Raw genomic sequence first — 25277 nt, forward strand, 5'->3', positions numbered from 1 at the left:
CCTGCAAGGGATTTTACCTGTGACTACCGGTGCGTAACGTGCGAAGAGACCGGTGGGTCGGGTCTGGGGTCCGGAGCGGTCGGAGATCACCCCACCGACTCTAGCGCCCGATCTTCGCAACCTTCGCCGATTCGTTGGGTGTCGCACGCAAAAATACGCTTGTTCAGCATGTTCTCCGGGTTGTTCGAGGTGCGTAGCGTGCGAATTGTGGCTGGGATCGACCGGCTGGAATCGGAGGATCAGTGAAGACCCATATCGTTCGCAGTGTCGGCGCCGCCGAGGAGTTCCCCCGCGCGCAGCATCTGGCCACCCTGGTGGCGGAGGTGGCCACCGACCCCGTGCCGGTATCCGGCGAGGTCACCGACATGATCGTCAACCGGATCATCGACAACGCCGCGGTGGCCGCGGCCTCGGTCCTGCGCGGCCCGGTGCGGACCGCCAGGGCGCAGGCGAGCGCGCACCCGTTGCCCGCGCACTCGTCGCGGCACGGTGCCACCGTGTTCGGACTGCCGGGCGCGCAGCGCTTTTCCCCCGAGTGGGCGGCGCTGGCCAACGGTGTGGCCGTGCGCGAGCTCGACTTCCACGACACCTTCCTGGCCGCCGAGTACTCCCATCCCGGCGACAACATCCCGCCGATCCTGGCCGTCGCCCAGCACGCCCGGCGCAGCGGCGCCGAGCTGATCCGCGGGCTGGCCACCGGCTACGAGATCCAGATCGACCTGGTGCGCGCGATCTGCCTGCACGAGCACAAGATCGACCACGTCGCCCATCTCGGCCCGTCGGCCGCGGCGGGCATCGGCACCCTGCTCGGTCTGGACGCCGAGACCATCTACCAGGCGGTCGGGCAGGCGCTGCACACCACCACCGCGACCCGGCAGTCCCGCAAGGGCGAGATCTCCAGCTGGAAGGCCTACGCACCGGCGTTCGCGGGGAAGATGGCCGTCGAGGCGGTCGACCGCGCGATGCGGGGTGAGGGCGCGCCCGCCCCGATCTGGGAGGGCGCCGACGGCGTCATCGCCTGGCTGCTCGGCGGGACCGACGCCGAATACCACGTGCCGCTGCCCGGCCCCGGCGAGGCCAAGCGCGCCATCCTGGACAGCTACACCAAGGAGCACTCGGCCGAATACCAGAGCCAGGCTCCGATCGACCTCGCGCGCAGGCTGCGCGCGCGGATCCCCGACACCGCCCGGATCGCCTCGATCGTGCTGCACACCAGCCATCACACGCACTACGTGATCGGCACCGGCTCCGGCGACCCGCAGAAGTTCGACCCGCGCGCCAGCCGCGAGACCCTCGACCACTCGCTTCCCTATATCTTCGCCGTCGCGCTCCAGGACGGCACCTGGCATCACGAGCGCTCCTACGCGCCCGAGCGCGCGCAGCGGCCCGACACCGTCGCGCTGTGGCACAAGATCGCGACCGTCGAGGACCCGGAGTGGACCCGCCGCTACCACGCGACCGACCCGAGGGAGAAGGCGTTCGGCGCGCGGGCCGTGGTCACCCTCGACGACGGCACGGTGATCGTCGACGAGCTCGCGGTGGCCGACGCGCATCCGCTGGGCGCGCGACCGTTCGCCCGCGCGCAGTACCTCGAGAAGTTCCGCGTCCTCGCCGACGGCGTCGTCACGCCGGCGGAACAGGACCGCTTCCTCGACGCCGCGCAGCGCACCCCGGAACTGGCCGCGGGCGAGCTGGACCAGCTGACCTTCGCGGTCGACCCGGTCCTGTTCGACGTGCTGCCCGCCGCGCGGGAAGGACTGTTCTGATGAGTGTCGAGGGACTGCTCGCCGCGCAGGCGAGTCCGGCGGCCAAGCGCGCCGCCTTCCGGGCGGGCTTGGCCGCCGGGACCTTGCAGCGGCTGCCCGGCGCGGTGAACCCGCTGGTGGCCAGGCTGATCCAGGAGATCGGGTTCGACGGGGTGTATGTCTCCGGCGCGGTGATCTCGGCCGAGCTGGCCCTGCCCGATATCGGCCTGACCACGCTCACCGAGGTCGTCGAACGCGGCCGCCAGATCGCACGCGCCACCGAACTGCCGGTCCTGGTCGACGCCGATACCGGCTTCGGCGAACCGATGAACGCCGCCCGCACGGTGACCCTGCTCGAGGACGCGGGCCTGGCCGGCTGCCACCTCGAGGACCAGGTCAATCCGAAGCGATGCGGTCATCTCGACGGCAAGGCGGTCGTCGACACCGCGACGATGGTGCGCCGGATCCGGGCGGCCGTGGCGGTGCGCCGCGATCCGGGCTTCGTGCTCTGCGCCCGCACGGACGCGCGCGCCATCGAGGGGCTGGACGCGGCGATCGACCGGGCCAAGGCGTACGCCGACGCCGGCGCCGACCTGATCTTCACCGAGGCGCTGGTCGACGAGGCCGAGTTCGCGAAGTTCCGTGCCGCCGTGGATGTCCCGCTGCTGGCCAACATGACCGAGTTCGGCAGGACCCCGCTGCTGTCGGCCGCGACACTGACCGACCTCGGCTACAACGCGGTGATCTACCCGGTCACCACGCTGCGGCTGGCGATGGGCGCGATCGAGGACGGCCTGCGCGAGATCGCCATGGCCGGTACCCAATCGGCCCTGCTGGACCGCATGCAGCACCGGTCCCGGCTCTACGAACTGCTCGGCTACCAGCGCTACAACGAATTCGACTCCGGCATCTTCGATTTCACAGTGGGTGAGTGACCATGACCAGTGGACAGACGGCACCGAGCGCCATCGCCAAGGGGCTTGCGGGCGTGGTGGTCGACACGACGAGCATCTCCAAGGTGGTCGCCGAGACCAACTCGCTGACCTATCGCGGCTATCCCGTGCAGGATCTGGCCGCGCGCTGCTCCTTCGAGGAGGTCGCCTACCTGCTCTGGTACGGCGAACTGCCCGACGACGGGCAGCTGCAACAGCTGTGCCAGCGCGAACGCGCGCAACGCCGGATCGACCGGTCGGTGCTGGCGCTGGTGGAGAAGATGCCCGACACCTGCCATCCGATGGATGTGGTGCGCACGGTCGTAAGCTACCTCGGCACCGAGGACGCCGCCTCCGAGAGCGTCGGCGAGCGGGAAAGGCTCTCCGCCGCACTGCGATTGACCGCGCTGCTGCCCACGGTGATCGCGGCCGCGATGCGCAGGCGGCGCGGCCTGGACCCGATCGCCCCGCACTCCCAGCTCGGGTTCGCCGAGAACTTCCTGTACATGTGCTTCGGCGAGATCCCCGCGCCGCGGATCGTGCGGGCGTTCGAGATCTCGCTGATCCTCTACGCCGAGCACGGTTTCAACGCCTCCACCTTCGCCGCCCGGGTGGTGACCTCCACCGGCTCGGACATGTACAGCGCGATCACCGCGGCCATCGGCGCGTTGAAGGGCAGGCTGCACGGCGGCGCCAACGAGGCCGTCATGCACACCATGCTCGAGATCGGTGACCCAGAGCGGGCCGCCGCCTGGGTCGCCGAGACGCTGGCCGCGCGGCGCAAGGTGATGGGTTTCGGGCATCGGGTGTACCGCGACGGCGACTCCCGGGTGCCCACGATGAAGGCCGCCCTGGACGAGGTCGCCGCGGTGACCGGGGAACAGCGCTGGGTGCGGATGTACGACGCGCTCGCGGCGGCCATGGCCGAGCAGACCGGCATCGCACCGAATCTCGACTTCCCCGCCGGGCCCGCCTACTACCTGATGGGCCTCGACATCGAGATGTTCACGCCCATCTTCGTGATGAGCCGGATCACCGGCTGGACCGCGCACATCGCGGAGCAGTCGGCCGCGAACGCGCTGATCCGGCCGCTGTCGGAGTATCGCGGCGTCGACCAGCGCCCGGTACCCGCCACGCGCCACTGAACCGGCCTGCGTCGTCCGCCCCTCATCGCGGACGACGCGGCCCGGCGCCCCTGCCCCGGACGGCTCGCGCCGTCCGGGGCAGAGCTGTATCAGCGCAGCGCGGCGGCCGCCGTCACCAGATTGCGCAGCGACGCCTCGACCTCCACCGGGCCGCGGGTCTTGAGACCGCAGTCCGGGTTCACCCACAGCCGCTCGGCCGGAACCGCCTTCAGCGCCGCCGACAGCGAGGTGGTGATCTCCTCGACCGAGGGCACCCGCGGCGAGTGGATGTCGTAGACACCTGGGCCGACCCCGAGCGCGAAACCGGCCGCGTTCAGGTCGTCGAGCACCTCCATGTGCGAGCGGGCCGCCTCGATGGAGGTGACGTCGGCGTCCAGGCCCGCGATCGCCGAGATCACCTCGCCGAACTCCGAGTAGCACAGGTGCGTGTGCACCTGGGTGGTGTCGGCGACTCCGGCGGTGGCCAGCCGGAACGCGTCCACCGACCAGCGCAGGTAGGCGGGCTGATCGGCCGCGCGCAGCGGCAGCAGCTCGCGCAGCGCGGGCTCGTCGACCTGGATGATCCGGGCGCCCTGGGTCTCCAGGTCGACCGTCTCGTCCCGGATCGCCAGCGCGACCTGCCGGGCCGAGTCGGCCAGCGGCTGATCGTCACGGACGAACGACCACGCCAGGATCGTCACCGGACCGGTGAGCATGCCCTTGACCGGCTTGGCCGTCAGCGACTGGGCGTAGCCGATCCACGACAGCGTCATCGGCGCGGACCGGGAGACGTCGCCGAACAGGATCGGCGGACGCACGCAGCGGGTGCCGTAGGACTGCACCCAGCCCGCCTCGGTGGCGGCGAAACCGTCGAGCAGCTCGGCGAAGTACTGGACCATGTCGTTGCGTTCCGGCTCGCCGTGCACCAGCACGTCCAGGCCGAGCCGCTCCTGGAGGGTGATCACGTCGGCGATCTCGGCGCGCATCCGGCGCACGTACTCGGCCTCGTCGATCTCGCCGGTGCGCAGCGCGGCGCGGGCCAGGCGGATGGCCGAGGTCTGCGGGTAGGAGCCGATCGTGGTGGTCGGCAGCACCGGCAGGTCCAGGTGATCGCGCTGCGCCGCCCGGCGTTCGTCGGCGGGGGAGCGGGTGAGGTCGGCGTCGTCGAGCGCGGCCAGCCGGGCGCGGACCCGGTCGTCGTGCAGGCGCGGGTCGGTGCGCCGGGTCCGCGCCGCGGCGCGGGCGGCGGCCAGCTCGGCGGCGACCGCGCCGGTGCCCTCGGCCAGCGCGGTCGCGAGCACCCGCACCTCACCGACCTTCTCGGCGCCGAAGGCCAGCCACGACCGCAGCCGGTCGTCGAGCCCGGTCTCCGGAGTCAGCGAGTACGGCACGTGCAGCAGCGAGCAGGACGTCGACACGGCCACCTCGCCGCCCAGGGCGCCGAGCGTGGCGAGCGCGGCGTCGAGGTCGGTGCGCCAGATATTGCGGCCGTCGACGACACCGGCGACCAGCAGCTTGCCCGCCAGCGCCGGAATCCCGGCGAGCGCGGACGTCTCGGTACCGGCGGTGAAATCGAGCGCGACGCCGTCGATTCCGGTGTCCGCCAGCGCCGTCAGCGCGGCGCCGGGGTGCCCGAAGTAGGTGGCGACCAGGATCGCGGGCCGGTCCGGCGCGGCCGACAGCGCGGTGTAGGTGTCGCGCACCAGGTCGATCTCAGCCTCGGTCAGATCGGTGACCAGCACCGGCTCATCGATCTGCACCCACTGCGCGCCCGCCGCGGCCAGGCGCGCCAGCAGGTCCAGGTACAGCGGCAGCAGTTCCGGCAGCCGGTCCAGCGCGGCACCGTCGGCGGACTTGGCCAGCTTCAGGAAGGTCAGCGGGCCGATCACCACCGGCCGCGCCTGCACGCCGAGCTGGATCGCCTCGGCGAGCTCGGTCAGCAGCTGCTCCGGGTGCAGGGTGAACGTGGTGGCCGCGTCGATCTCGGGCACCAGGTAGTGGTAGTTGGTGTCGAACCACTTGGTCATCTCCAGCGGCGCGACGGTGTCGGTACCGCGCGCGGCCGCGAAATAGCGGTCCAGCGGGTCGGCGATCTCGGCCACCCGGTGCGGCAGCGCACCGAGCAGGACCGCGGTGTCGAGCATCTGGTCGTAGTAGGAGAAGGTGCCGACGGGCACCGAATCCAGTCCGGCCGCCTGCAACGCGGCGAACTGCACGGTGCGCAGCATGCGCCCGACGGCGTGCAGGTCCTCGGCGCCGAGCCGGCCTGCCCAGTAGGACTCGGTGGCGCGCTTGAGTTCCCGGCGCGGGCCGACCCGCGGCAGGCCGAGAACCGTCGCGGTGAACGGGGAGTGCGAAACAGTCACGGAGATTCTCCAGTGTCGTGCGGGGAGAGCCGACGCCTTTCGCGGGCGACGCCGACACCGGAGGAACCCGTCGTGAGGACACGACGGGTCGGCACAGGTGGTCCGCGCGCCCGATCCACGAGGCGGTGGCCGCCGGATACGGCGTATCCGGCACAGTCGGCAGGTCTTCGGACTCGCGGGCACCGGTCGTGTGATCGACCGACCTACTGGCCGTCGCTTCCCGGGCATCGTGCCCAGTGCTGATGACGGCGGTCGTTCCTGCATACCGCTGCGGGACAGTCCCGGATTCCCACCGGGTTCCCTCTTCACCCGGCACGGTGTGCCCGGGCTTCGACACCGGCGCGGGAGGTCGGGGCTCCGACTCTTCCACCGCGCAGGCGAACCAGCTGCGCCACCAAGCATAGGGCCTCGGCGCGGGCCGCCGCGACCACCCCGCCCCGCGCGGCCCGCGTGACCTGCGCTTCGGCGGCGCACCGCGGGCCTGCCGCCGCGGTGAGATGTGACGGCCCGATGAACGCAACTTCGCAGGTGGGCGGGTGTGCGATGTGAAGATTGCTGCGAAGCCACCTTGCGTGACAGTGCTGCGGTCGCGGCCGGGTACCGTGGTCCAATGTTCTCGAAAGTCTTGGTCGCCAATCGTGGTGAGATCGCCATTCGCGCCTTCCGCGCGGCATACGAACTCGGCATCGGAACGGTCGCGGTGTTCCCCCATGAGGACCGCAACTCCGTCCATCGGCTGAAGGCGGCCGAGTCGTATCAGATCGGCGAGGAGGGGCACCCGGTCCGGGCGTACCTGTCCATCGAGGCGATCATCGACGCGGCCAAGAGCGCGGGCGCCGACGCGATCTACCCCGGCTACGGCTTCCTGTCCGAGAACCCCGACCTCGCGGCCGCCTGTGAGCGCGAGGGCATCACCTTCATCGGTCCCTCGGCCGCCGTGCTCGAGATGGCGGGCAACAAGGCCACCGCCATCGCCGCCGCCAAGGCCGCCGGGCTGCCGGTGCTGAAGTCCAGCGAGCCGTCCGCCGACATCGACGCGCTGCTGGCCGCCTCGCGGGAATTCGAGTACCCGATCTTCGTCAAGGCCGTCGCCGGTGGTGGCGGCCGCGGCATGCGCCGCGTGGCCGCGCCCGAGCAGCTGCGCGAGTCGATCGAGGCGGCCTCGCGCGAGGCCGAGTCGGCCTTCGGCGATCCGACCGTGTTCCTCGAGCAGGCCGTGGTGAACCCGCGCCACATCGAGGTGCAGATCCTGGCCGACCAGCACGGCAATGTCATGCACCTGTTCGAGCGCGACTGCTCGCTGCAGCGCCGCCACCAGAAGGTGATCGAGCTCGCGCCCGCGCCGAACCTGGATCCGGCACTGCGCGAACGGATCTGCGCCGACGCCGTGGCCTTCGCCCGCCAGATCGGCTACAGCAACGCGGGCACCGTGGAGTTCCTGCTCGACGAGCGCGGCAACCACGTCTTCATCGAGATGAACCCGCGCATCCAGGTCGAGCACACGGTCACCGAGGAGATCACCGACGTCGACCTGGTGCAGTCGCAGCTGCGCATCGCGTCCGGCGAGAGTCTGGCCGACCTGGGCCTGAGCCAGGACACGGTGTCGATCCGTGGCGCCGCGCTGCAGTGCCGCATCACCACCGAGGACCCGGCCAACGGCTTCCGCCCCGACACCGGCCGCATCACCGCCTACCGCACCCCCGGCGGCGCGGGCATCCGCCTCGACGGCGGCGCGAACCTGGGCGCGGAGATCGGCGCCTACTTCGACTCGATGCTGGTCAAGCTGACCTGCCGCGGTCGCGACCTGCCCGCCGCGGCCGCCCGCGCCCGGCGCGCGCTCGCCGAGTTCCGCATCCGTGGCGTCACGACCAACATCCCCTTCCTGCTCTCGGTGCTCGACGATCCGGACTTCCAGGCGGGCCGGGTCACCACCTCGTTCATCGACGAGCGACCGGAGCTGCTGACTTCGCGCGGCTCGGCCGACCGTGGCACCAAGATCCTGAGCTACCTGGCCGACGTCACCGTCAACAAGCCGCACGGCGACCGCCGGACCACGGTGTACCCGTACGACAAGCTGCCCGCCGCCGACCTGACCCTGCCGCCGCCGGACGGCTCGCGCCAGCGCCTGCTGGCCCTCGGCCCGGACGGTTTCGCCCGCGCCCTGCGCGAGCAGAAGGCGCTCGGCGTCACCGACACCACCTTCCGCGACGCGCACCAGTCGCTGCTGGCGACCCGCGTGCGCACCAACGGCCTGCTCGGCGTGGCCGGGCACGTCGCCCGGCTGACCCCCGAACTGCTCTCGATCGAGGCGTGGGGCGGCGCGACCTACGATGTGGCGCTGCGCTTCCTGCACGAGGACCCGTGGGAGCGGCTGGCCGCGCTGCGTGAGGCCGTGCCGAACATCTGTCTGCAGATGCTGCTGCGCGGCCGCAACACCGTCGGCTATACGCCGTACCCGGAGCAGGTCACCCGGACGTTCGTCTCCGAGGCCGCGACCACCGGAATCGATATCTTCCGCATCTTCGACGCGCTCAACAATGTCGACCAGATGCGCCCGGCCATCGACGCGGTGCGCGAAACCGGCACGGCCATCGCCGAAGTCGCGCTCAGCTACACCGGTGACCTGCTCGACCCGAACGAGTCGCTCTACACGCTCGACTACTACCTGAAGCTGGCCGAGCAGATCGTCGACGCGGGCGCGCACGTGCTCGCGATCAAGGACATGGCCGGTCTGCTGCGCGCGCCCGCGGCGGCGAAGCTGGTCACCGCGCTGCGCAGCAACTTCGATCTGCCGGTGCACGTGCACACCCACGACACCCCGGGCGGGCAGCTGGCGACCTACCTGGCCGCGTGGCAGGCGGGCGCCGACGCGGTCGACGGCGCCTCGGCCGCGATGGCGGGCACCACCTCGCAGCCCGCGCTGTCGGCGATCGTCGCCGCCACCGCGCACACCGAGCGCGACACCGGCCTGAACCTGCAGAACGTCTGCGATCTGGAGCCGTACTGGGAGGCGCTGCGCAAGGTGTACGCGCCGTTCGAGTCGGGTCTGCCCGCGCCGACCGGGCGCGTGTACACCCACGAGATCCCGGGCGGTCAGCTGTCGAACCTGCGTCAGCAGGCGATCGCGCTCGGCCTGGGTGACCGGTTCGAGGAGGTCGAGGCCAAGTACGCCGCGGCCGACCGGCTGCTGGGCCGACTGATCAAGGTGACCCCGTCGTCGAAGGTCGTCGGTGACCTGGCGCTGGCGCTGGTCGGCACCGGCGTCGACATCGAGGACTTCGCCGCCGATCCGGGCCGCTACGACATCCCCGACTCGGTGATCGGCTTCCTGCGCGGCGAGCTGGGCGAGCCCGCCGGTGGCTGGCCGGAGCCGTTCCGCAGCAAGGCGCTGGCCGGGCGCAACGAGCCCAAGCCGGAGACCCCGCTGACCGCGGCCGACCAGGCCGGGCTCGACGGCACCTCGGCCGAACGACGCCACACCCTCAACCGCCTGCTGTTCCCCGGCCCGACCGCGGAGTTCCAGGCGCACCGGGAGAAGTACGGCGACACCACCGGCCTGTCGGAGAACCAGTTCTTCTACGGTCTGCGCCGCGGCGAGGAGCACCGGGTGCAGCTGGAGAAGGGCGTCACGCTGCTCATCGGGCTCGAGGCGATCTCCGAGCCGGACGAGAAGGGCATGCGCACGGTCATGTGCATCATGAACGGGCAGCTGCGCCCGATCGCGGTGCGGGACCGTTCGATCGCGTCGGAGGTGCCCGCCGCGGAGAAGGCCGACAAGAACAACCCCGGCCACATCGCGGCGCCGTTCGCCGGTGTCGTCACGCTGGCGGTGTCGGAGGGCGACGAGATCCACGCGGGCGACACCGTCGGCACCATCGAGGCGATGAAGATGGAGGCGGCCATCACCGCGCCGCGCGCCGGCATCGTCGGCCGGATCGCTACCGCCAAGGTGCAGCAGGTCGAGGGCGGCGATCTGCTGGTGGAACTGGCAGCGCGCGAGTCGGAATGACGCGCATCGTCGCGGGTACGGCGGGCGGGCGGCGGCTGAAGGTGCCGCCCGCCGGTACCCGGCCCACCTCGGACCGGGTGCGCGAGGCGCTGTTCAGCGCGATCGACGCGCGCCTGGACCTGGACGGCGCGCGGGTCGTCGACCTGTACGCCGGTTCGGGCGCGCTCGGCCTGGAAGCGCTCTCGCGCGGGGCCGCGCACGCCCTGCTCGTCGAGGCCGACCGCACGGCGGCCGCGGTCGTGCGCGCCAATATCGCCGAGCTCGGCCTGCCCGGCGCGGAACTGCGCCTCGGCACGGTCGGCACGGTGCTGGCGCACGCCGCGCCGGACACCTACGACGTGGTCTTCTCCGATCCGCCGTACGACGTGAGCACCGAGGACGTGATCGCCGACCTCACCGCGCTGGCGGCCAACGGCTGGCTCGCGCCCGACGCGCTGGTGATCGTCGAGCGGTCCATCCGCTCACCCGAGATCGCCTGGCCCGCAGGCTATGCGCCGCTGAAGCCGCGCAAGTACGGGGAGACCAGAATCGAGCTCGCCGAATTCGGTGCTAGCGTCTGAACCATGGCTGCAGCACTGTGCCCCGGCTCCTTCGACCCGGTCACCAACGGTCACCTCGACGTGTTCGCCCGTGCGGCCGCGCAGTTCGACGAGGTGATCATCACCGTCATGGTGAACCCCAAGAAACAGGGCATGTTCACCGTGGACGAGCGCATGGAACTGCTGCGCGAATCGGTCACCCACCTGCCCAACGTGCGCGTCGCATCCTGGCAGGGCCTGCTGGTCGACTTCGCCAAGCAGGAGGGTGTCGGCGCGATCGTGAAGGGCCTGCGCGACGCGGGCGACTTCGGCTACGAGCTCCAGATGGCCCAGATGAACCACAAACTGGCCGGCGTCGACACCTTCTTCATCGCCACCAACCCGTCCCTGAGCTTCCTGTCCAGCTCACTGGTCAAGGAAGTCGCGGCCTACGGCGGCGACGTCAGCGACATGCTCCCGCCCGCCGTCCACAAGCGCCTCCTCGACCGCTTGGCCGAGCGTCGGGGCTAGAAGACCAGACCGCGCAGGGCGAGGAAGCGCATCCCGCCGACCGCGGCGGTGATGGCGAGCACGGCCAGGGCCTGCACACTGTCGCCGAGGCCGGGCGCCCATACCCCGAGGGCGGCCAGGCCCGCCGTCGTGATGCCCAGCCCCAGCAGGGCCAGTCCGCCGCCCTCCCACTGCGCGGTGAACCAGGTGACCCGGTCGGCCGCGTGGAAGGTGAGCTGACGGTGCAGTTCGTTGGCGATGATCGTGCTGACGACCGAACCGGCGACATTGGCGATCAGCGGGCCGACTCCGTGCATGGCGAAGAACAGCAGCACGTAGGCGATATTGCTGGAGCCGCCGACCAGGGCGAAGCGGATGAGCTGGGGGAGTGCGCGGTCGCCGCGCAGGTAGGCCAGGGTCTTGTCGAACCGCGGGCGCAGCGCGGGCGCGGGTTCGACCGGCGCCACGAGCGGGAACGGACCCGCCCAGGGAGCGAACATGCCCGCAACGTGCAGCACCGGGTTTCTCGGTGTTTCCAGAACGGTCATGGTCGACTCCGATCCTGTGAAAGGCGTCGAGGAGTACAACAGCAAAAAACGTGCAGTGCTTCCCGGCGGACGGCGATGTCGTGCCTACCGATGGTAGCGGAAGTGGAGGGATTCACTCCACTTGATATCTGTGCGATCTAGGACACTCTCGCGACACACCGCGACGACATTCGGAACACGCGCCGCCGACGGGCACACTGGGCCACGGCGGTAGTGGTTTCGCCGTGAGGAAGCAGGAGGGTAGTGAGCATGTATCGCGTATTCGAAGCACTCGACGAACTGGTCGCCATCGTCGAAGAGGCGCGCGGCATCCCGCCGACCCGCAGCTGCATCGTGCCGCGCGGCGATGTCCTCGAACTGCTCGACGACGTCCGCGACGCCCTGCCCGGTGAGCTCGACGACGCCCAGGACGTCCTCGATCATCGCGACAAGATCGTCGGCGACGCCCGTACCGGCGCCGAGACCACCGTGACCTCCGCCAACGAGCAGGCACGCACCACCATCGAGTCCGCGCGCGCCGAGGCCGACCGCATCCTGGCCGACGCCAAGGCGCACGCCGACCGGATGGTCGCCGAGGCCACCACCCACGCCGATCGCCTGGTCGCGACCGCGCAGGCCGAGGCCGATCAGGTGGTCGCCGACGGCAACGCCGAGTACGACGAGCTCACCGGCCGCGCCCAGATCGACGCCGACCGGGCCATCCAGGCGGGCAAGGACTCCTACGAGCGCTCGGTCGCCGACGGCAAGGCCGAGCAGGCCCGCCTGGTCGCGCAGACCGAGGTCGTGCGGGCCGCGCACGCGGAGTCGGCGCGCCTGATCGACAGCGCCCAGGCCGAGTCCGACCGGGTGCGCGCCGAGTGCGACGACTACGTCGACGAGCAGATGGCCGATTTCGGCGGCAGGCTCGCCGAGATGGAGGAGACGCTGAACACGACGCGGCGCACGATCACCCGCGGCCGTCAGCAGATGCGCGGCGGTCAGTCCGCCGAATACCCGGAATACGCGGCCGACCACCGGCGCTGAGCGCGCGGTCGCGTTTTGAGTTCGGGCGGGGTCCTGCCGTACTGTTGAGTGGTTGCCCAAATCCCCTCAGAAGTAAGTGAGTCAGTGATGCCCGCCGCTTCCGGTTCGCCGTCGCGTCCGCACAAGACCAGTGGTCCTGTGTCCGACGCGGGCTTCGTGCTGGATGTCCGCAGTCTCGGCCGCAGGCCGGGAACCATGCGGGAGCTGCGGCGTACCGTCACCGACCATGAGCGGCTGGGTCTGGACCTGATCGCCATCCCGGCCGACGCCGCGGTGGAACTCGACCTGCAGCTGCAGGCCGTCTCGGAGGGTGTGCTGGTCACCGGCACGGTGTCCGGGCCGACGGTCGGGGAGTGCTCGCGCTGCCTCGAACCGTTCGACGACCAGGTCGAGATTCGTCTGACGGAGCTGTTCGCGTATCCGGACAGCACCACCGAGCAGACGACCGAGGACGACGAGGTCTACCGCATGGAAGACGACCTCATCGACCTCGAGCCGGTGATCCTCGACGCCATCGGGCTGGAGCTTCCGCTGCAGCCGCTGTGCACCCCGGACTGCGCGGGCCTGTGCCCCGAGTGCGGTGTGCGGATGGCGATTGCGGGTCCTGATCATGGGCATGAGATACTGGACCCTCGCTGGGCCAAGTTGGCGAGTTTCGCCGCAGAGGCGCCCGGCACCGGCGACCCCGCTGAGGGTTCCACCACCCCAGACCGATCCGCTCCCGTGGCAAACGATGCCCACGTGGCCAGCGAAAACACAGAGGAGAAGTAGCCGTGGCTGTTCCCAAGCGCCGGATGTCCCGTTCCAACACCCGGTCGCGGCGCAGCCAGTGGAAGGCCGTCGCGCCGACCCTGGTCACCTGCCCGAACCGTGCCTGCGGTGAGAAGACCCTCCCGCACATCGCGTGCCCGTCCTGCGGCACCTACAAGGGCCGCCAGGTCACCTCTGCTGTCTGATTCGTGACAGCGAGCAAAGAAACCGCAGGTTCGGCCGATCACGCCAGCCTGCTCACCGCCCTCGGTGTCGACGTACGACCGGAGCTTCTGCGCCTAGCGCTGACGCACCGGTCGTACGCGTACGAGAACGGCGGTCTGCCGACCAACGAGCGCCTCGAGTTCCTCGGCGACTCGGTCCTCGGCCTGAGCATCACCGAGCGCCTCTACACCGAGCACCCGGACAAGTCCGAGGGTGAGCTCGCGAAGCTGCGCGCCAGTGTGGTGAACATGCACGCGCTCGCCGAGGTGGCGCGTGGTCTCGGCGACGGCGGACTCGGTCAATACCTGCTGCTCGGCAAGGGCGAAGAGCTCACCGGCGGCCGTGACAAGCCGAGCATCCTCGCCGACGGCATGGAGTCCCTGCTCGGCGCCGTGCATCTCGAGCACGGCATCGAGGTGGCCCGTGGCGTCGTGCTGCGCCTGTTCGCCGAACTGCTCGAGCGCGGCCCCCGCATGGGCGCGGGCCTCGACTGGAAGACCAGCCTGCAGGAGCTCACCGCCGAACGCGGGCTCGGCGTGCCCAATTACGAGATCACCTCCACCGGCCCGGACCACAACAAGGAGTTCACCGCGACCACGGTGATCGCCGGTCGTCCGTACGGGCAGGGTGTCGGCCGCTCCAAGAAGGAAGCCGAGCAGAAGGCCGCAGGCACCGCCTACAAGGCACTCACCGACGAATCCTCGGCCACCGAAACCACCGAAGCCTGACCGTGCCCGAACTGCCCGAAGTCGAGGTGGTGCGGCGCGGTCTGGCCGATCATGCGGTCGGCCGGGCGATCGACGCCGTCACCGTCACCCATCCCCGGGCCGTGCGCAGGCACCTCGCGGGTGGCGCCGATCTGGCGGCCCGCCTCACCGGCCTGAAGATCGAGGACGCGCGGCGCCGCGGCAAGTACCTGTGGCTCACCTTCGACGAGCCGGAGACCGCCCTGGTCGTCCACCTGGGCATGAGCGGGCAGATGCTGGTGCAGCCCGCCGGCGCCCCGGTCGAGAAGCACGCCCACATCCGCGCCGCCCTCGGTGACGGCAGCGAGCTGCGCTTCGTCGATCAGCGCACCTTCGGCGGCTGGGCGCTGGCCGACCTCGTGGAGGTCGACGGCACCGTCGTCCCGGACTCCGTCGCCCACATCGCCCGCGATCCGCTGGACCCGCGTTTCGACGCCGAGGCCGTGGTGGCGGCGATCCGGGCCAAGAACACCGAGATCAAGCGGGTGCTGCTCGATCAGACCGTGGTGTCGGGCATCGGCAACATCTACGCCGACGAGGCGCTGTGGCGGGCGGGTCTGCACGGCACGCGGGTGGCCGCCGAACTCACCCGGCCGGTGGTGCGCCGGCTGCTCGAGGGCGTCACCGCGGTCATGAGCGAGGCGCTGGCCGTCGGCGGTACCTCCTTCGACGCGCTGTATGTGAATGTGAACGGCGAGTCCGGCTATTTCTCCCGGTCACTGGCCGCCTACGGCCGCGAGAACGAGCCGTGCGACCGGTGCGGCGCGCCGCTGATCCGTGAGCAATTCATGAATCGCTCGTCGTTTTCCTGCCCGAAGTGTCAGCGGAAGCCTCGCCGCCGCTGATCCGGGCACGCTACCGTTTCTCCTGACAGGTCGTATCGGACCGGGTCCGTGCAGGAGGACGTTATGCGCAAGCTGACCTATTTCGTGGCATCGACGATCGACGGATTCATCGCCGCCGAGGACGGGACCCTGGACTTCTTCCCGGTCGGCGGCGACCACGGGCCCGCGATCATCTCGCAGTATCCCGAGACGCTGCCGACCAAGGTGCGCGAGGCGCGCGGCATCGCGGCGGGCAACGTCTACTTCGACACCGTGATCATGGGCCGCAAGACGCACGACTTCGGCGTGCGCACCGGCACCGCCAGTCCCTACGAGCACCTGCGCCAGTTCGTGGTGTCGACGACGCTGCCGGAATCGCCGGCGCCCGGGGTCGAGCTGATCACCGCCGACCCGATCTCCGCCGTCCGCGCGCTCAAACGCGAAGCGGGACTGGGGATCTGGCTCTGTGGCGGCGGTGAGCTGGCCCAGGCGCTGCTGCCCGAGATCGACCAGGTGTTCCTGAAGCTGCATCCGGTGGTGCTCGGGACCGGTCGGCCGCTGTTCGGCGGCGGCGCGAAACTGCCGGAGCCGGAACGCTTCCGGGTGATCACCAGCCGGGTGTACGCCGACGGCGTCGCATTCCTCAAGTACGGCCGGATCAGGTAGCGCACGGTGACGGCGGCGGGTCCAGGCCCGGTGGCGGCCCTGCGGGAGATCGGGTTCTGGCTCGAGCGATCCCGCGCGGAGACCCACCGGGTGAAGGCGTATCGCCGCGCCGCCGATATCGTCGCCGGGCTGTCCGAGTCCGAACAGGCTGCGCGGGCGCGCGAGCACAGCTGGCGCGAGCTGGCCGGGATCGGGCCGAAGACCGCCGCCGTCATCGAACAGGCGTGCGCCGGTGCGGTTCCCGACTACCTGGCCGAATTGCGCGGCGCCGCACAACCCATCGGGCCGGCGGGCGACCCGCTGCGCACGGTGCTGCGCGGCGACCTGCACACCCACTCGGACTGGTCCGACGGCGGCAGCCCGATCGGGGAGATGATGGGGGTGGCCGCCGCGCTGGGGCACGAATACTGTGCGCTGACCGATCATTCGCCACGGCTGAAGGTCGCCAACGGCCTGTCCGCCGACCGGCTGCTGCGCCAGCTCGACGTGATCGCCGAACTCCAGGAGCAGCTCGCGCCCTTCCGCATCCTCACCGGCATCGAGGTCGACATCCTCGACGACGGCACCCTCGACCAGCGCGCCGAGCTGCTCGAACGGCTGGATGTCGTTGTCGCCAGCGTGCATTCACACCTGCGCGACGACAGCGCCACCATGACCAAACGCATGGTCTACGCCGTCGCGAACCCGAATGTCGACATCCTCGGCCACTGCACCGGCCGCCTCGTCGAGGGCGGCCGCGGCACCCGCCCCGAGTCCAGTTTCGACGCCGAACTCGTCTTCGAGGCCTGCCGGAAATACAGCACCGCCGTGGAGATCAACAGCAGGCCCGAACGCCGCGACCCACCCGGCCGCCTCATCGACCTGGCCGTCGAGATGGGCTGCCACTTCAGTATCGACACCGACGCGCACGCCCCCGGCCAGCTGGCCTGGCAGGGCTACGGCTGCGAACGCGCACTGGCGCACGGTGTCCCGGCCGACCGGGTGATCAACACCTGGCCGGTCGACGAGCTGCTGACCTGGTGCGCGACGACCACCGGGTGAAGACTCGCCGAACAACCGGCGCCGGGCGCCGCGATGTCGGATCGGCCTGATAGACAAGCGGAGACAGGTATCCGGGTGGGGGAGGGGAGCCGATGGGCGAGTTCCCGGTCGAGATCGTGCTGTCGGTGCTCGGTCTGTTCGTGGCGACGGCGGCGTTCCTGCGGGAGTTCGTCTTCGTCGGCCGCAAGCGCCTCGGCTACCGCGTGCAGATGAACACGCCGGCCAGCCGGATCCAGCTCGCCGACCCGAACGGCGCGACGGCCCAGGGCGGCACGTCGACCGCGGATCCGGTGTCGGTGGTGCTGATCCGGATCGAGAACTACGGCTCCACGGCGATCGAGGCCGACGACTATGTCGGCGAGAGTCCGCGACTGCTGTTCCCACACCACACGATCCGCGCGCTCGAGGTCACCGAGCGGGTCACCCGCACCGGGCACTCGGTGACCGCGTTCAGTGACGCCCTGCGGGAGCTGGCCGCCGGTGTCGGCGCGGACAACGCCGCGCGGATCGTGCTGCCGAGCGAACGGCTCGAACGCGGAGAGCACTACAAGGTGCTGGCCGTGCTCGCCGGTCCGGCGCCCGATCCGCAGGACATCAACGCGGCGAAGGTGGTGACGAAGGCGGGCAGCCTCAAGGGCGGCCGATTCGTCGAGACCACCAGCCGCTCCCGGCGCGAACCCGCCCTGCTCGGCCTGAGCGTGTTCCTCGCCCTGGTGGTGATGGTGCAGTTGCTGGCCACCGTGCTGCGCGGTGATCCACCCCCGCGGGACTGCGCCGCGGGCGAGCTGACCGTCGTCGGTTCGACCGCCATGGCGCCGATGATCCGCGCGGCCGCGCGGAACTACGAGAAGACCTGCACCGGAGCGCGATTCACCTTCGATTTCATCGGCACCGAGCCGGGCCTGCGCGCGATCACCAAGGCCGGACCGACGCCGGGCATGCTCGCGATCGGTGACGGCGCCAAGGGAACCTCGTTCGCGGCGCTCACCGAACTCCCGCTGGCCCTTGGCTCGTTCTCGCTCGTCGTGCATCCCGGGGTCGGGCTGAAAGACCTCTCGACCCAGCAGATCCGGGACCTGTACCGGGGAAACATCAAGAACTGGAACCAGATCGGCGGACCCGATCTCCCCGTGGTCCTGATCGACCGGACCGCGGGCTCGGGCACCCGGCGCGCGCTGGAATCGCGGCTGCTCGAGGACAACCGCAAGGTGTTCCGCTATACCAGCTGCGTCGGCATGGCCGTGGGCGGCGAGCAGTGCGAGGTCGACGTCACCGACGAAGTGGCTATGTTCGTTGCCAAAATTCCTGGTGCGGTGGGGTATCTGGAGACCTCGGCGATCGCCGACGGGGTCGCGGCGGTCACGATCGACGGGGTGCGTCCGGCGCCGGAGACGATCCGGTCCGGTGCCTACCGCTTCACCGGCGTGGAATACGCCTACACCCACGGCCCGATCGCCGGTGATTCGCTGGTCGCGCAGTTCCTCGACTACCTGACCCGGGGTAAGGCCAGGCTCACCATGACCGAGTTCGGCAACATCCCATGTGTCGACCCGGTGGAACCGAAATTCTGTACGCCGTAGACCGCCTCTGACGGCGGAATCTCCTGTCTCGTCACGGAATCGCCGACACGTTTTGCCAGCAACCCACTGGTTTACTCTCCGGTAGCGGGGTACGTTCCACTACGGCCCCTCTGTTCAGGCGGGCACCCGCGTGGTGCGCTTCCCGCTTGGCCAGGCCAACCATGCCCCATGGACGGCGGTGAAGCTCTCGTCTCCACCCCCGCCGAGGCGGCCATCTCTTGTTCGCGCAAGTGTTGCGAGGTTGTGTCCCTGGAAGGAAGGTCATGAGTGCAGATACGTCGGCAATGTCGCCGACCGGGTTCTCCACGTCCGATCTCTATGCGATCGAGCACAACGGCGGCCCACTGCGGATCGCGATGGTTGTTCCACCGTATTTCGATGTACCCCCGAAGGCGTACGGCGGCGTGGAAGCCGTCGTCGCCGATCTGGTCGACTCGCTGTGCGAGCGCGGCCATCACGTCACCCTGTTCGGAGCGGGCGAGCCGGGTACCAAGGCGGATTTCGTCCCGCTGTGGGACCGGATCGTCCCGGAACGACTCGGTGATCCGTTCCCCGAGGTGGTGCACGCGCTGCGGGTGCGCCGCGCGATCGAGCGCCTGGCCGAGACCCAAGGGATCGACCTGGTGCACGATCACACCTTCGCCGGCCCGCTCAACGCCCCGGCGTACGCCAATCTCGGCCTGCCGACCGTGGTGACCGTGCACGGGCCCGTGCAGGACGACTGCTACCGCTACTACCGCGAACTGGGCGAGGAATGCTCGCTCGTCGCGATCAGCGACCGGCAGCGCGAACTCGCGCCCGAACTGCCCTGGGCGGGCCGCGTGCACAACGCGCTGCGGCCGGACCTGTGGCCGTTCGCGACCGAGAAGCAGGACTACGCGCTGTTCCTCGGCCGCTTCACCATGGACAAGGGCCCCCATCTGGCACTCGACGCCGCGCACGCGGCGGGCATCCCGCTCATCCTGGCGGGCAAGTGCTCCGAGCCACCGGAGAAGGCCTACTTCGAGGAGTACGTGCGACCGCGGCTGACCGACGCCGATCATGTGTTCGGCCTCGCCGACGCGGCGGCCAAGCGTAAACTGTTGTCCGGAGCACGGTGTCTGCTGTTCCCCATTCGCTGGGAGGAGCCGTTCGGCATGGTGATGATCGAGTCGATGGTCTGCGGAACGCCGGTGGTCGCGTTGCGCGGTGGTGCGGTGGCCGAGGTCGTGGTCGACGGCGTCACCGGGCGGATCTGCGAGGAACCGGACGAGCTGCCCGCCGCCATCGCCGAAGTCGCGACCTTCGATCCGGCGGCCTGCCGGGCACACGTGGAAGCGAATTTCGGCGCCGACACCCTCGGCGGCGGCTACGAGCAGGTGTACCGGCAATTGTTGGCCCGCACCACGATCGGCTACGGCAACGCCTTCACCATGCCGATGCCGGTCGGGGCGGCGGTCAGCGGGCGCGGATGAGCCTGAACAACGCGTCGTCGCCGAGCCCGCTCAACGCGGGGGAACCCGCGGGGCTCGGCGGCAACGGCGGCAACGTCACCCTCGTCGAAGGCGGCACCTTCTGCCTGTCCGACCGGCTCGGTGACATCGAGCCGGGCAAGCCGCAGGGCCTGTTCTTCCGTGACGCGCGGGTGATTTCGCGCTGGGAGCTGATGATCGACGGCAAGCGGCCCGAGCCGCTGTCGGTGCTCAGCCCGGAGGCCTTCGCCGCGCGGTTCGTGCTGCGCAGGCCGCCGCAGCAGGGCCGGGCCGACAGCACCCTGCTGGTCGTGCGCGACCGGCTCGTCGCCGAGGGCATGCACGAGCTGATCACCCTGGAGAACATGAGCCGCGAGGCCACCGCGGTGGTGCTCGAGCTGCACGTCGACGCCGATTTCGTCGACCTGTTCTCGGTGAAGGAAGGCCGGATGGGCGGCCGCCGCGCGGAGATGACCACCTCCGACGGCGAACTGCTGCTGCACGACCGGGCCGACCTGTCGCGCGGGCTCGCCCTCACCTCGACGGTGGAGCCGATGGTGCTGCCCGGCACCATGATCTGGCGCGTCGTCGTGCCCGCGGGCGGCCGCTGGCAGACCGAGATCACCGCGCAACCGGCGGGCGCCGCGCAGCGCCCGCAGACCCAAGGCACCCCGGGCGAGCGCTACCGGGCCAGCGAGCCGGTGCGCAAGATCCAGGCCTGGCGGGCCACCGCCACCGATATCAGCGCCGATTCCGGGCTGCTCAACCAGATCCTGCGCCGCAGCGAGAGCGATCTGGGCGCGTTGCAGATCCATACCGATTCCGGCACCGGGCGGCCGTTCGTCGCCGCGGGCGCGCCCTGGTTCATGACGCTGTTCGGCCGGGACTCGCTGCTCACGGCGTGGATGTCGCTGCCGCTGGAGACCGATCTCGCCCTGGGCACGCTCCAGCAGCTGGCCGAATTGCAGGGCCAGACGGTCGATCCGCTGGTGGAGGAGGAACCGGGCCGGATCATGCACGAGATGCGGCGTGGTCCCGCGGTCGGGCAGGTGCTCGGCGGCCAGATCTACTACGGAACCGTCGACGCCACACCGCTGTTCGTGATGCTGCTGGCCGAGTGCCTGCGCTGGGGCGCCGAGCCGGCCTCGATCGCGACCTTGCTGCCCGCGGCCGACGCCGCGATCGGCTGGATCACCGATTTCGGCGACCGCGACGACGACGGCTTCGTCGAGTACGTGCGCGCCACCGATCGCGGACTGATCAACCAGGGCTGGAAGGACAGCTTCGACGGGATCAACGACGCCGCGGGCCACATCGCGCAGGCGCCGATCGCGCTGTGCGAGGTGCAGGGGTACGTGTACGCGGCGTATCTGGCCCGGGCGGAACTGGCCGATCAGTTCGACGATCCGGCCCTGGCCACCCGCATGCGCGAGCGGGCCGCGGAACTGCGGACCAAGTTCGCCGAACAGTTCTGGCTACCCCAATGCGGCTGGTACGCCGTGGCATTGGACGGCAGCAAGCGTCAGGTCGACGCGCTGACCAGCAACGCGGCGCACTGCCTGTGGTCGGGCATCGCCACCGACGAACACGCCGAGAGCCTGATCGCGAACCTGGCCAGGGCGGAGATGGACTCGGGCTTCGGCCTGCGCACGCTGGCCTCGACCATGGGCGCCTACAACCCGATGAGTTATCACTGCGGGTCGGTGTGGCCGCACGACACGGCGATCGCGGTCGCCGGGTTGATGCGGTACCAGCATGTGCCGGGCGCGGTGGCGCTGGCGACGAAGCTGGCGGGCGGATTGCTCGACGCGGCCGCCGCGTTCGACGGCAGGCTGCCCGAGTTGTTCTGTGGCTTCCCCCGTGCCCGTTTCGCGGCGCCGGTGCCCTATCCCACCTCGTGCTCGCCGCAGGCGTGGGCCAGTGCCGCGCCGCTGCTGCTCGTGCGCTCGTTCCTCGGGCTCGACCCCGATGTGCCCGCCAAGACCCTGACCGTGCGGCCGCAGGTGCCGGAGGCGTGGGGATGTGTGCGGCTCTCGGAGTTCCGGCTCGGTGACGTCACGGTCGACCTCGAGGTCTGCGGGTCGGCGGTGACGGTGCACGGGCTGCCCGAGGGGTGGGCGCTGATCACCGACGAAGAGCAGTAGACGGCACCGGGGCCGGATCCGTACGGATCCGGCCCCGAATGTCGCGCGGTGGTGCTCAGCCCTGGAACGGGAAGCGTTCGTCCAGCGCGAGGTTGAGCTCGACGACATTCACCCGCGGCTCCCCGAGGAACCCGAGTGTGCGCCCGGCGGTATGGGCCGCCACGAGCTCGCGCACCTGATCGGCGGTGATCCCACGCGCCTTCGCCACCCGCTCGACCTGGATCGCCGCGTATTCGGGGGAGATGTGCGGGTCCAGGCCGCTGCCGCTGGCGGTGACCGCGTCGGCGGGCACGGCCACCTGGGCCGGGGCGTCGCCCAGGATCGGGATGATCCGGCCGACCGAGTAGTCCTCGCCCTCCTTCGCGCATTCCACGGCAACGCCGCGGAACGTGGCCAGGAACGGCGGCGTCGGGCACAGTTCGTTCACGCTGACGACCTGCACCGGCCGCGACACGTCACCGTCGGCATCGCGCGGGCCGATCACCGAGAGCACCGCGCCGACACCGTCTTTCGTGCAGAACTGGCGGGCGCCGTCGACCCCCTCACGGTCGCCGACCTCCTTCGAGCGCGCGCACACGGTGGTGAGCAGGCTGGTGCGGGCAGCCGTGTCGACGATGTCCTCCGGGCCGAGGTTGCTCGCGGCGGTGGACAGCGGGTCGTAGCCGTCGCCCGCGGCCGACGGGCGGCTCTGGAAGTACTGCGTCATGGCCTTGCCGTCGGCGTCGGTGAACGACTGCCCGATCAGGCTGGAGCCCACCAGTTTTCCGTCGCGCTCGATCAGCGAGCCGTCGGCCTTGTCGTTCAGTCCCGGCAGCTGAGCCACCGCGAACACCACGACGGGATACACGATTCCGGTGATCACGGTCAGCACGAGCAGGGCGCGCAGGGCGGCCAGGTGCTGGCGGATCCAGGTTGAGGTACGCATGTCAGGACATCCCGGGGAGGAGTTGGACGAGCAGGTCGATGATCTTGATGCCGAGGAACGGCGCGATGATGCCGCCGAGGCCGTAGATCGTCAGGTTGCGGCTCAACAACTTCGAGGCATTGCTCGGCCGGTAGTCGACACCGCGCAGCGCCAGCGGAATCAGCGCCACGATGATGATCGCGTTGAAGACGACCGCGGACAGGATCGCCGACTGCGGGCTGGCCAGGCGCATGATGTTGAGCGCGTCCAGGCCGGGGAACAACGCCACGAACAACGCCGGAATGATGGCGAAGTACTTGGCGATGTCGTTGGCGATGGAGAACGTGGTCAGCGCGCCGCGGGTGATCAGCAACTGCTTGCCGATCTCGACGATCTCGATCAGCTTGGTCGGGTCCGAGTCCAGATCGACCATGTTGCCCGCCTCTTTGGCGGCCGAGGTGCCGGTGTTCATCGCCACGCCCACGTCGGCCTGGGCCAGGGCGGGGGCGTCGTTGGTGCCGTCGCCGGTCATCGCGACCAGGCGGCCGCCGTCCTGTTCCTTCTTGATCAGGGCGAGCTTGTCCTCCGGCGTCGCTTCGGCGAGGAAGTCGTCGACGCCCGCCTCGTCCGCGATCGCCTTGGCGGTCAACGGGTTGTCGCCGGTGATCATCACCGTGCGGATGCCCATGCGGCGCATCTCGTCGAAGCGTTCCCGCATGCCCTGCTTGACGACGTCCTTGAGATGGATGACGCCCAGCAGTCGCGGGGTGCCGTCCTTGACCTCACCGACCACCAGCGGCGTGCCGCCCGAGGCGGAGATGCCGTCGACGATCACCGCGGCCTGCTCCGGTACCGCACCACCCTGGGCGCGAACCCATTCGGTGACGGCACCTGCTGCCCCCTTGCGCAGCTGGTGCCCGTCGGCGAGGTCGACACCCGACATGCGGGTCTGCGCGGTGAACTCCACCCAGGTGGCACCGGGCAGCTCGCCCGCCGAGCGTTCCCGCTTGTTGAACGTCTGCTTGGCGAACACGACGATCGAGCGCCCCTCCGGCGTCTCGTCGGCGAGGCTGGACAGCTGCGCCGCGTCGGCGAGCTCGTCGTCGGGAACACCCGGCATCGGCACGAATTCGGCGGCCTGGCGGTTGCCGAGGGTGATGGTGCCGGTCTTGTCGAGCAGCAGGGTGTTCACGTCGCCCGCGGCCTCGACCGCGCGACCCGACATGGCCAGCACATTGCGCTGCACGAGCCGGTCCATGCCGGCGATGCCGATGGCCGAGAGCAGCGCGCCGATGGTGGTCGGGATGAGGCAGACCAGCAGCGAGACCATCACGATGCCGGTGATGCCGTGCGCGTCCAGCGCCGAGGTGTCCGGCACGCCCGGGTTGTTCGCCTTGGCGAAGATGGCCAGCGGCTGGAGCGTGGTCACCGCGAACACGAAGATGATGGTGAGCGCGGCCAGCAGGATATTGAGCGCGATCTCGTTCGGCGTCTTCTGGCGGCTCGCGCCCTCGACGAGCGCGATCATCTTGTCGATGAAGCTGGCGCCAGGCTCCTGGGTGATCCGCACGACGATCCGGTCCGAGAGCACCGTGGTGCCGCCGGTGACCGCCGAGCGGTCGCCGCCGGATTCACGGATGACCGGGGCGGATTCGCCGGTGATGGCCGATTCGTCCACCGAGGCGATGCCTTCGACGACGTCACCGTCACCGGGGATGACCTGACCGGCTTCGACCACCACGTAGTCGCCGCGGCGCAGTTCGGGAGCGGCGACGCGCTCCTCGACGATGCGGCCGCCGGGGGTCCAGTCGGCCAGCCGCCGTGCGACGGTGTCGGTCTTGGCTTTGCGCAGGGTGTCGGCCTGCGCCTTGCCGCGTCCTTCGGCGACGGCCTCGGCCAGATTCGCGAAAACCACGGTGAGCCACAGCCAGACGACGATCGCCCAGGCGAAGAAGCTCGGATCGGCGATCGCGAGGATGGTCGACCAGACCGCGCCGATCTCGACGATCAGCATCACGGGGTTCTTCCAGAGCGTGCGCGGGTCGAGCTTGCGCAGCGCGTCCGGGAGGGAGGTGAGCAGCAGCTTCGGATCCAGGACGCCCTTCTGCACGCCCCTGGTCCGGTGCTCGGGCCGCGGCGCGGCCGGTGATTCGAGGGTGGGACTGGTCATT

The 25277-nt window shown here is 70.2% G+C and carries 20 protein-coding genes and 1 riboswitch; of the genes, 16 read left to right on the forward strand and 4 right to left on the reverse strand.

Annotated features, from left to right (window positions below; translation table 11 throughout):
* Positions 1 to 242 precede the first annotated feature (242 nt).
* The 3 genes from ACFVW6_RS19765 to ACFVW6_RS19775 are packed head-to-tail and all read left to right on the forward strand — an operon-like array spanning position 243 to position 3822.
* On the forward strand, positions 243 to 1766 hold the full coding sequence (locus ACFVW6_RS19765) for an MmgE/PrpD family protein (RefSeq protein WP_378832200.1): 1524 nt from the start codon (positions 243 to 245) through the stop codon (positions 1764 to 1766).
* Positions 1766 to 2680, forward strand: a complete 915-nt coding sequence (gene prpB, locus ACFVW6_RS19770; protein ID WP_378832198.1) for a methylisocitrate lyase — start codon at positions 1766 to 1768, stop codon at positions 2678 to 2680. Before ACFVW6_RS19765 ends, prpB begins: the two co-directional genes overlap by 1 nt.
* 2 nt (positions 2681 to 2682) lie before the next feature.
* Entirely contained in the window at positions 2683 to 3822 is a 1140-nt protein-coding gene (locus ACFVW6_RS19775) for a bifunctional 2-methylcitrate synthase/citrate synthase (protein WP_378832196.1), read from the forward strand.
* Between the two features lie 89 nt (positions 3823 to 3911).
* Here ACFVW6_RS19775 and metE read toward each other — a convergent pair whose 3' ends face one another.
* Positions 3912 to 6167, reverse strand: a complete 2256-nt coding sequence (gene metE, locus ACFVW6_RS19780) for a 5-methyltetrahydropteroyltriglutamate--homocysteine S-methyltransferase (protein WP_378832194.1) — start codon at positions 6165 to 6167, stop codon at positions 3912 to 3914.
* A 140-nt stretch (positions 6168 to 6307) separates the two neighbouring features.
* Positions 6308 to 6517, reverse strand: a riboswitch (cobalamin riboswitch).
* Positions 6518 to 6777: 260 nt separating this feature from the next.
* Between metE and ACFVW6_RS19785 the strand changes: the two genes are divergently transcribed.
* The 3 genes from ACFVW6_RS19785 to coaD are packed head-to-tail and all read left to right on the forward strand — an operon-like array spanning position 6778 to position 11225.
* On the forward strand, positions 6778 to 10176 hold the full coding sequence (locus tag ACFVW6_RS19785; RefSeq protein ID WP_378832191.1) for a pyruvate carboxylase: 3399 nt from the start codon (positions 6778 to 6780) through the stop codon (positions 10174 to 10176).
* Complete coding sequence (gene rsmD, locus ACFVW6_RS19790) at positions 10173 to 10736, forward strand: 16S rRNA (guanine(966)-N(2))-methyltransferase RsmD (protein ID WP_378832188.1); 564 nt, start codon at positions 10173 to 10175, stop codon at positions 10734 to 10736. Before ACFVW6_RS19785 ends, rsmD begins: the two co-directional genes overlap by 4 nt.
* Positions 10737 to 10739: 3 nt before the next feature.
* Entirely contained in the window at positions 10740 to 11225 is a 486-nt protein-coding gene (gene coaD / locus ACFVW6_RS19795; protein WP_355280450.1) for a pantetheine-phosphate adenylyltransferase, read from the forward strand.
* Here coaD and ACFVW6_RS19800 read toward each other — a convergent pair.
* Positions 11222 to 11752, reverse strand: a complete 531-nt coding sequence (locus tag ACFVW6_RS19800) for a GtrA family protein (protein WP_365007048.1) — start codon at positions 11750 to 11752, stop codon at positions 11222 to 11224. The genes coaD and ACFVW6_RS19800 overlap by 4 nt on opposite strands.
* Positions 11753 to 12001: 249 nt before the next feature.
* Between ACFVW6_RS19800 and ACFVW6_RS19805 the strand changes: the two genes are divergently transcribed.
* From ACFVW6_RS19805 to ACFVW6_RS19850, 10 genes are all read left to right on the forward strand, one after another.
* The gene (locus tag ACFVW6_RS19805) at positions 12002 to 12775 is read left to right on the forward strand and encodes a DivIVA domain-containing protein (protein ID WP_378832184.1); all 774 of its coding nucleotides are present in this window, start codon (positions 12002 to 12004) and stop codon (positions 12773 to 12775) included.
* An 87-nt stretch (positions 12776 to 12862) separates the two neighbouring features.
* A complete protein-coding gene (locus tag ACFVW6_RS19810) occupies positions 12863 to 13546 on the forward strand; it encodes a YceD family protein (protein ID WP_378832181.1) in 684 nt (227 codons plus the stop codon).
* Between the two features lie 2 nt (positions 13547 to 13548).
* Entirely contained in the window at positions 13549 to 13731 is a 183-nt protein-coding gene (gene rpmF, locus ACFVW6_RS19815) for a 50S ribosomal protein L32 (RefSeq protein ID WP_138447171.1), read from the forward strand.
* 3 nt (positions 13732 to 13734) lie between these two features.
* On the forward strand, positions 13735 to 14478 hold the full coding sequence (gene rnc, locus ACFVW6_RS19820) for a ribonuclease III (protein ID WP_365007046.1): 744 nt from the start codon (positions 13735 to 13737) through the stop codon (positions 14476 to 14478).
* A gap of 2 nt (positions 14479 to 14480) precedes the next feature.
* Entirely contained in the window at positions 14481 to 15341 is an 861-nt protein-coding gene (gene mutM / locus ACFVW6_RS19825) for a bifunctional DNA-formamidopyrimidine glycosylase/DNA-(apurinic or apyrimidinic site) lyase (protein ID WP_378832177.1), read from the forward strand.
* 63 nt (positions 15342 to 15404) lie between these two features.
* Entirely contained in the window at positions 15405 to 15986 is a 582-nt protein-coding gene (locus ACFVW6_RS19830; protein WP_355280462.1) for a dihydrofolate reductase family protein, read from the forward strand.
* Positions 15987 to 15992: 6 nt separating this feature from the next.
* Positions 15993 to 17027 carry a PHP domain-containing protein gene (locus tag ACFVW6_RS19835; protein WP_378832175.1) on the forward strand — a complete coding sequence of 345 codons (1035 nt, stop codon included), beginning with the start codon at positions 15993 to 15995 and terminating at the stop codon, positions 17025 to 17027.
* Between the two features lie 92 nt (positions 17028 to 17119).
* A complete protein-coding gene (locus ACFVW6_RS19840; RefSeq protein WP_378832172.1) occupies positions 17120 to 18607 on the forward strand; it encodes a PstS family phosphate ABC transporter substrate-binding protein in 1488 nt (495 codons plus the stop codon).
* Between the two features lie 284 nt (positions 18608 to 18891).
* Complete coding sequence (locus ACFVW6_RS19845) at positions 18892 to 20061, forward strand: glycosyltransferase family 4 protein (protein WP_355280673.1); 1170 nt, start codon at positions 18892 to 18894, stop codon at positions 20059 to 20061.
* Positions 20058 to 22202 (forward strand): glycogen debranching N-terminal domain-containing protein, encoded by a 2145-nt coding sequence (locus ACFVW6_RS19850; protein WP_355280467.1) that lies wholly within the window; start codon positions 20058 to 20060, stop codon positions 22200 to 22202. The genes ACFVW6_RS19845 and ACFVW6_RS19850 overlap by 4 nt, the downstream gene beginning before the upstream one ends.
* 55 nt (positions 22203 to 22257) lie before the next feature.
* Here ACFVW6_RS19850 and ACFVW6_RS19855 read toward each other — a convergent pair whose 3' ends face one another.
* Positions 22258 to 23127, reverse strand: coding sequence for a potassium-transporting ATPase subunit C (locus tag ACFVW6_RS19855; RefSeq protein WP_378832170.1), 870 nt, complete (start codon positions 23125 to 23127; stop codon positions 22258 to 22260).
* Between the two features lies 1 nt (position 23128).
* Entirely contained in the window at positions 23129 to 25276 is a 2148-nt protein-coding gene (kdpB, locus tag ACFVW6_RS19860; RefSeq protein WP_378832167.1) for a potassium-transporting ATPase subunit KdpB, read from the reverse strand.
* Between the last annotated feature and the right edge of the window lies 1 nt (position 25277).

It is taken from the genome of Nocardia sp. NPDC058244 (genome assembly GCF_042882065.1).
In the GTDB taxonomy this organism is placed as follows: domain Bacteria; phylum Actinomycetota; class Actinomycetes; order Mycobacteriales; family Mycobacteriaceae; genus Nocardia.